At 62.7% G+C, this 7,729-nt stretch carries 7 protein-coding genes; 4 read left to right on the forward strand and 3 right to left on the reverse strand.

Translation table 11 applies throughout. The annotated features are described in order from the left end of the window. Positions 1-10 precede the first annotated feature (10 nt). On the forward strand, positions 11-568 hold the full coding sequence (locus tag CFII68_RS12895) for a DUF4136 domain-containing protein (RefSeq protein WP_018607625.1): 558 nt from the start codon (positions 11-13) through the stop codon (positions 566-568). 259 nt (positions 569-827) lie between these two features. Here the strand turns inward: CFII68_RS12895 and CFII68_RS12890 are convergent, their stop codons facing one another. Together CFII68_RS12890 and CFII68_RS12885 are read right to left on the reverse strand one after the other, a co-directional pair. After that, positions 828-1,682, reverse strand: a complete 855-nt coding sequence (locus tag CFII68_RS12890) for a MaoC family dehydratase (RefSeq protein WP_018607627.1) — start codon at positions 1,680-1,682, stop codon at positions 828-830. 2 nt (positions 1,683-1,684) lie between these two features. Further along, the gene (locus CFII68_RS12885) at positions 1,685-3,037 is read right to left on the reverse strand and encodes a 3-oxoacyl-ACP reductase (protein ID WP_018607629.1); all 1,353 of its coding nucleotides are present in this window, start codon (positions 3,035-3,037) and stop codon (positions 1,685-1,687) included. A 257-nt stretch (positions 3,038-3,294) separates the two neighbouring features. Here CFII68_RS12885 and CFII68_RS12880 point away from each other — a divergent pair, with 257 nt between their 5' ends. After that, positions 3,295-4,572 carry an acetyl-CoA C-acetyltransferase gene (locus tag CFII68_RS12880; RefSeq protein WP_018607631.1) on the forward strand — a complete coding sequence of 426 codons (1,278 nt, stop codon included), beginning with the start codon at positions 3,295-3,297 and terminating at the stop codon, positions 4,570-4,572. Here the strand turns inward: CFII68_RS12880 and CFII68_RS12875 are convergent. Further along, on the reverse strand, positions 4,559-5,587 hold the full coding sequence (locus CFII68_RS12875; RefSeq protein ID WP_018607633.1) for a bile acid:sodium symporter family protein: 1,029 nt from the start codon (positions 5,585-5,587) through the stop codon (positions 4,559-4,561). The two genes, CFII68_RS12880 and CFII68_RS12875, sit on opposite strands and share 14 nt — an antisense overlap. A gap of 79 nt (positions 5,588-5,666) precedes the next feature. Here CFII68_RS12875 and CFII68_RS12870 point away from each other — a divergent pair, with 79 nt between their 5' ends. Together CFII68_RS12870 and CFII68_RS12865 are read left to right on the forward strand one after the other, a co-directional pair. Then, positions 5,667-6,458: a helix-turn-helix transcriptional regulator gene (locus tag CFII68_RS12870; RefSeq protein WP_018607635.1), complete on the forward strand. Its 792-nt coding sequence runs from the start codon at positions 5,667-5,669 to the stop codon at positions 6,456-6,458. Positions 6,459-6,698: 240 nt separating this feature from the next. Further along, complete coding sequence (locus CFII68_RS12865) at positions 6,699-7,592, forward strand: PA4780 family RIO1-like protein kinase (protein WP_018607638.1); 894 nt, start codon at positions 6,699-6,701, stop codon at positions 7,590-7,592. Positions 7,593-7,729: the final 137 nt, after the last annotated feature.

Below are 7,729 nucleotides of genomic sequence, written 5' to 3' on the forward strand. Positions count from 1 at the left end.
GAGAAAAACCATGTTTCGCCGTCTCGCTCTACTGGCCTTCACCCTGTTGTTGGGCGCTTGTGCCTCTAACCAGGTCAACCATGACTTCGACACCAGCCGCGATTTCGCGGCGTATCGCAGCTGGAGCTGGAAAGACCCGGCGCTGCAATATCGCCCCGATGACCCACGCATCAAGAGCGACCTGACCGAACAGCGGATCCGCCAGGCGGTGGCCGATCAACTCGACCAGCGCGACCTGCGTCCGGCGGCGAGTGGGCACGGCGATGTGCTGGTCCAGGCCTATCTGATCGTCGAGGACCGCCAGCAGCAGGTCACCACCAACTACGGCGGTGGTGGGTGGGGCGGGCCTTGGAATGGCTATTGGGGCGGGCCGATGTACAACGAAACCCGCAACATCAGCTACAAGGTCGCCACCGTGCAGATCGACCTGCTCGATGGCAAGGACGGCAAGCTGGTGTGGCGTGGCAGTGATGAACAGCTGCTCAGCAACTCGCCCAACCCGACCGACCGCAACACGGCCGTGCGCGAGACGGTGGGGCGGATCCTGTCCAATTACCCACCGCGCTGAATAACTGTGGGAGCGGGCTTGCTCGCGAAGACGGTTGCACAGTCAACATTGATTCAGACTGACCCACCGCTTTCGCGAGCAAGCCCGCTCCCACAGGGATTTGGGGTGAATACATGCCCCGTGAACACCCCGGAACAACTGTGGGAGCGAGCCTGCTCGCGATGACGGCGGCACATCCAACTTGGATGCAAGCTGACCCACCGCTATCGCGAGCAGGCTCGCTCCCACAGTGGATGGGTGTGGAGGCCATTTATTCTGCTCAGGCCACCGGCCGCCACTCTCCCACCATATGCTCCAACTCCCCAGCCCCCATCAGTTGCAGTTGCCCGCTGGACCCCGCCGCACTCGCCAGCAGCGTGACTTCACTGGGCAGGCGCACCGGTTTCTTGAAGGTCACATCGATCTCGATGTTGGCCTCGGGCAGGTGGTCATCCAGCGCCGCCAGGGTCCTGGCCTTGTTCCACAAACCATGGGCGATGGCAGTGGGGAAGCCGAACAACCGGGCGCTGATGCCGCTCAGGTGAATCGGGTTGTAGTCGCCAGACACCTTGGCGTATTGCCGACCGATGTCCGTCGGTGCGGTCCAGTGCGCGACTTCAATCAAGGGCAGGCTGGCCTGCGGTGAATCCTCCACGAGTGCCCCGTCGAGCTGGACACCTTTGCACAGCATCTGGCTTTGGGCCTCCCATAGCGGCCCCAATTGATCATCAAGGCGAGTCACCAGGTCGAATACCGCACCTTTAGGGTGGGCTTGCAGATTTTCGACATGGACGCTGGCCCGCACCTGGCCAACCCCGCCCATGGGCCGCAATACGCGGATGCGATTGCTCAAGTGGATCAGCCCCAGCAGCGGAAATGGAAAACTCCGGGCAGTGAGCAATTGCATTTGCAGGGCGAACGCCAAGACGTGGGGATAGGTCGGCGGCAGCAGTCCGTTATCGATGAAACCGCAGACTTTGCGATAGGCCGCCAGGCGTTGCGGGTCGACCTGAAGCACCTGGCGCAGGCCTTCCTCGGGCAAGGTCGCTCCGGTGACCTTGCGCCGTGTCGCCGCTTTCGAATAAAGCCCGGACATCGATGGCGGGCTGCTGACTTCGTGCCATTGGATCGTCATGGTCACGCTCCCAGAAGGCTTTGCCCGCACACCCGCAGGGCCTGGCCGGTCACGGCGCCGGTGCCCGGTTGTGCGAGCCAGGCGACGGCTTCGGCGACATCCTGGGGCAGGCCGCCCTGGCCCAGGGAGCTCATGCGTCGCCCGGCTTCGCGCAAGGCGAAGGGGATGTCGGCGGTCATGCGGGTTTCAATGAAGCCCGGCGCCACGGCGTTGATACTGATGCCGCGTGGCTGCAGCAGCGGCGCCCAGGCCTGGGCCAGGCCGATCAGCCCGGCCTTGCTCGCCGCATAGTTGGTCTGCCCACGGTTGCCGGCAATGCCGCTGATGGACGCCAGCAGAATCACCCGGCCATTGTCGCGCAGGGTGCCGCTGTCGAGCAGGGCCTTGGTCAGCACTTGCGGGGCATTGAGGTTGACGGCCAGCACGGCGTCCCAGAATTCCGGGGTCATGTTGGCGAGGGTCTTGTCCCGGGTGATGCCGGCGTTGTGGACCACGATATCGACGCCGTCGGGCAGGTGCTCGATCAACTGGGTGGCGGCGTCTTCGGCGCAGATATCCAGCGTGACGCTGCGTCCGCTCAGGCGTGCCGCCAGGGCGTCGAGGTCGGTCTTGGCTTGCGGGACGTCCAGCAGGATCACGTCGGCGCCATCGCGGGCCAGGGTTTCGGCGATGGAGGCGCCGATCCCGCGGGCTGCGCCAGTGACCAGCGCCTTGAGCCCCGTGAGCGGTCGGGTCCAGTCCTGGACCTGGGTGTCACAGGCGTTGAGGCGAATGACTTGCCCGGAAATGAAAGCGCTCTTGGGCGACAGGAAAAACCGCAGCGCACCCTCCAACTGGGCGTCGGCGCCGTCGCCGACGTACAACAGTTGCAGCGTCCCGCCGTTGCGCAACTCTTTGGCCAGGGAGCGGCTGAAACCTTCCAACGCCCGCTGGGCACTCGCGGCGAACGGGTCGGCAAGACTTTCCGGCGCGCGACCGAGGATGACGACATGGGCGCTGTGGTCGAGGTTTTTCATCAGCGGCTGGAAAAATTCCCGCAGCTGCTTGAGCTGGTCGGCCTGCACCAAATGGCTGGCGTCGTACACCACCGCCTTGATTTTCGGGCCATGGCCGGGGATCCACTCGGTGGCCAGGGTCGGCTCGCCGCCGTAGATGAAGATGGTGTCGGTCAGGCGCTTGGCAAACCTGCCGATCTGTTCGGTCAACGGCCCGCCGCCCAGCAGCAATGCGCCTTCGATCGGCCGCAGGCGCCCGGCCTGCCAGCGCTCCAGGCGCACCGGCGAGGGCAGGCCGAGGGACCCGACCATGCGCCGGCCAATGGGCGAATTGGCGAAGTCGATATAACGGTCAGACATGGAACACACTCCGGCTGATGAGGTTCCAAGTGTGGACCATGATTGGCAATCAGTCGTTCGATCGGCGAGATAAAGCCTAAGCTTGAGCGGGAGCGCTTTTTTCAGGGCACCGAATCCCTGTGGGAGCAAAGCTTGCTCGCGATGCAGACACCGCGTTTTTCAGGTAGGTCGCGTCATCGTCCATCGCGAGCAAGCTTTGCTCCCACAGGGTTCGGTTGAGTCTTCACAGGGCACTAGACCTACACAGGGAGTTCTTCATGACACAACTACGCCGCGTCGCGATCATCGGTGGTAACCGCATTCCGTTCGCCCGCTCCAACGGGCCCTATGCCACCGCCAGCAACCAGGCGATGTTGACGGCTGCCCTCGAGGGGCTGATCGAACGCTACAACCTGCATGGCTTGCACATTGGCGAGGTGGCTGCCGGTGCGGTGCTCAAGCACTCCCGGGATATGAACATGACCCGCGAATGTGTGCTCGGCTCGCGGCTGTCACCGATGACGCCGGCCTATGACGTACAACAGGCCTGTGGCACCGGGCTGGAGACAGTGCTGCTGGTGGCCAACAAGATTGCCCTGGGGCAGATCGACAGCGGCATTGCCGGCGGCGTCGACACCACCTCGGACGCGCCGATCGCGGTCAATGAAGGGCTGCGCAGGATCCTGCTGCAAGCCAATCGCGCCAAGACCACCGCCGACAAGATCAAGACCTTCCTACAGTTGCGCCCTCAGCACCTCGTCCCCGACCTGCCGCGCATCAACGAACCGCGCACCGGCCTGAACATGGGTGAGCATTGTGAATTGATGGCCCAGACCTGGCAGATCCCCCGGGAGGCGCAAGACCAGTTGGCCCTGGAAAGTCATCAGAAAATGGCCGCGTCCTATGCCGAAGGTTGGCAGAATGACTTGATGACACCGTTTCTTGGCCTGACCCGGGACAACAACCTGCGCCCGGACCTGACCCCGGAAAAACTCGCTTCCCTCAAGCCGGCCTTCGAAAAAAGTGCCAAGGGCACGATGACCGCGGGTAATTCCACGCCACTGACCGATGGCGCTTCGTTGGTGCTGCTGGGCAGCGAAGAGTGGGCCAAGGCCCGAGGCCTGCCGATCCTGGCGTACCTGCGCGACGGCGAAACGGCGGCGGTGGATTTCGTCAATGGCGCCGAAGGGCTGTTGATGGCCCCGGTGTACGCCGTGCCGCGGTTGCTGGCGCGCAACGGCTTGACCTTGCAGGACTTTGATTACTACGAGATCCACGAAGCGTTCGCCGCCCAGGTGTTGTGCACACTGAAGGCCTGGGAAGACCCGGACTACTGCAAGACCCGCCTGGGCCTCGATGCGCCGCTAGGGTCCATCGACCGCAGCCGGTTGAACGTCAAGGGCAGCTCCCTGGCCGCCGGGCACCCGTTTGCCGCCACGGGCGGGCGCATTGTCGCCAACCTCGCCAAGTTGCTCGATGCGGCCGGGCGAGGTCGCGGCTTGATCTCCATCTGCGCCGCCGCGGGCCAGGGCGTGACGGCGATTATCGAGCGCTGAGGACGGCGCCGTCCTGGCGGGACGCCAGTTCCCGGTGATGGCTGGCGTAGCGCTCGGCGAGGATCGAGCAGACGATCAACTGCAGCGGGTGATAGATCATGATCGGCAGCAAGATCAGCCCCAGGCCGGGATGGTTGCCGAAAATCAATGCGGCCATGGGCACGCCGGCGGCGAGGGATTTCTTGCTGGCACAGAACACCGCGGCAACCTCATCGGCGCTGCGCAATTGCAGGGCGCGGGCGGTGCGGGTGGTCGCCCACAAGATGATCGCCAGCAGCACGGCACTGCCAAACACTGCGCTCAATAGCACGCCGTGGCCTTGCTGTTGCCAGATGCCGGACACCATCGAATTGCAGAATGCCGCATAGACCAGCAGCAGGATCACCAGTTTGTCGATGATGCTGGTGTAGCGCTTGTACCTGCCGAAAAAGCCAGCCAACCAACGCCGCAGGAACTGCCCCAGCACCAGTGGCAGCAGCAACATCATGCACAGGTCGAGCAAGGTGGACCCCAGGTCGATGCCGCCGGCGCCGCTGCCGACCACGAAACTGACCAGCAGCGGTGTCAGGAAAACCCCCAGTACGCTGGACAGGCTCGCGTTGAGAATCGCCGCGGGCACGTTACCGCCAGCACTGCCGGTCAGCGCCACCGAGGAAGAAATGGTCGAGGGCAGGGCGCACAGGTAGAAGAACCCCAGCATCAGCAGCGCCGGCACATGGCTGCCGACGAGCCAGTGGCTGAGCAGCCAGATCAACGGAAACACGCCAAAGGTGAAACCCTGCACCATCACATGCAGGCGGATGTTCTTCAAACCGTGGCGGATCTGTTCGCCGGACAGGTTGACCCCGTGCAGGAAGAACACCACGAAGATGCCGATGTTGACCACCCATTCGGCATGCATGGCGCCGCCCGTGGCGCCAAAGGTTGGAAAGAAGTACGCCAGCAGCGTGGCGAGCAACATGCCGCACAGGAACCAGTCGGTCACCATGCGTTTGAGGTGTCTGAAGATGTGCATAGGGCACCGCAAGTTGTAAGAAAAGTCGACTTAGCCTAACGTCGTCCTTACCAGTCGTCTTGCGACATAAGGCCAATCAATGCCGCCTAACGGACACCAACAGCTCGAACGCCGCATCCCCGACCTGGCGCAATTGCCGAGGCCGCTGTACGCCCGTGTCGAAAGCTTGAGCGCCGGTTCCTGGACGCAAGCCCATCGTCATGACTGGGTGCAGTTTTCCTACGCCATCAGCGGCGTTCTCGGCGTACACACCGCAGCGGGTAGCTTCTTTGCCCCGCCACAACGGGGCATCTGGATCCCGGCCGACCTGGAACACCATGTGGTGACCTCCACCCGAGCGGAAATGCGCAGCCTGTATGTGCATCGCCACGCCTGCCCCTGGGCCGATGAGCGTTGCCGGGTGCTGGAAGTCACGCCACTGGCCCGTGAGTTGATCAAGGTGTTCTGTCAGCTTCCGGTCGATTACCCGCAAGGCGATACCCAGGAACAACGGTTGGTGCAGGTGTTGCTGGACCAGTTGGCGACTTTGCCGGAGGTGGGATTCTCCCTGCCGCTGCCACGACATGCCCGTCTGCTGGGGCTGTGTAACGAGTTGATCGAACAGCCTGAGCAGAACGTCACCTTGCACGCCTGGGCTGAGCGCCTGGGCACGTCGGAAAAAACCTTGATGCGCCTGTTCCAGCGCGAGACCGGCCTGAGCTTTCGCGCCTGGCGCCAGCGCATGCGCTTGTTGTCGTCCCTGGGCTCGCTGGAGCAGGGCGACAGCGTCACCAGCGCTGCGTTGTCCTGCGGGTATGATTCAACGTCCGCGTTCATTGCGGCGTTCAAGGGGATGTTCGGGTTTACGCCGGGGGAACTGTTCAAACATTGAGTCGTCGCACTTTCCTACAGCCGATGGTAGACATGACTGTCAGCTCTTGTCGCAAATGCCCGGGCATTCAGTTAGCAATGTCAGGTTCGGTCTCGGCTATGATTCGGCTCGGTCGATTGATCCGGCACATTGTGTGCATCACAGGTTCATAGGTCGGCAACCCCTCCCCGTGGAGGAAGGATTGCCGTATAACGACTGTCATTCGCGTGTTTGGTAATAAAGGACCCACAATAAAAGCTGATGAAGACTCCAAAACGCATTGAACCCCTGATCGAGGACGGTCTGGTCGACGAGGTGCTGCGCCCACTCATGAGTGGTAAAGAAGCAGCTGTTTATGTGGTGCGCTGCGGTAACGAGCTACGTTGCGCGAAGGTCTACAAGGAGGCGAACAAGCGAAGCTTTCGTCAGGCGGCCGAATATCAGGAAGGCCGCAAGGTCCGCAACAGCCGTCAGGCCCGGGCCATGGCCAAGGGCTCGAAGTTCGGGCGCAAGGAAACCGAGGACGCCTGGCAGAATGCTGAAGTAGCGGCGCTGTTCCGCTTGGCTAGCGCAGGTGTGCGCGTGCCCAAGCCGTACGACTTCCTTGAAGGCGTGCTGCTGATGGAACTGGTGGCCGATGAGTACGGCGATGCAGCGCCGCGTCTGAACGATGTGGTGCTGGAGCCGGACCAGGCCCGTGAATATCACGCCTATCTGATTTCCCAGATCGTGCTGATGTTGTGTACCGGTCTGGTGCACGGCGACCTGTCGGAGTTCAACGTCCTGCTCACGCCGACCGGGCCGGTGATCATCGACCTGCCGCAGGCCGTGGATGCTGCGGGTAACAACCATGCCTTCAGCATGCTGGAGCGGGACGTGGGCAACATGGCGTCCTACTTCGGTCGGTTTGCCCCGGAGCTCAAGCGCACCAAGTACGCGAAGGAAATGTGGGCGCTGTACGAAGCCGGCACCCTGCACCCGGCCAGCATGCTGACCGGCGAGTTCGACGAGCCGGAAGAACTGGCGGATGTCGGCGGGATCATGCGCGAGATCGAGGCCGCCCGCCTGGACGAGGAACGCCGCCAGGCTGTCCGCGCCGCCGACGATGCCCCGCCCGGCAAGACCGAAGAGCCGCCTCCGCCATGGATGCAATGATCGGTTGAACAGAAACTCGGCCAATGGCCGTAATGCTGCTCAACTTAGAAAAAACGGCGCTTCTTTCAGAAATGGAAAGGCGCCGTTTTTTTTTGGTTGGTGTGTATATCCATTTTTGTGGTAACGGCGGCTTATGG

It is taken from the genome of Pseudomonas sp. CFII68 (genome assembly GCF_000416195.1).
GTDB classification, from domain to species: domain Bacteria; phylum Pseudomonadota; class Gammaproteobacteria; order Pseudomonadales; family Pseudomonadaceae; genus Aquipseudomonas; species Aquipseudomonas kilonensis.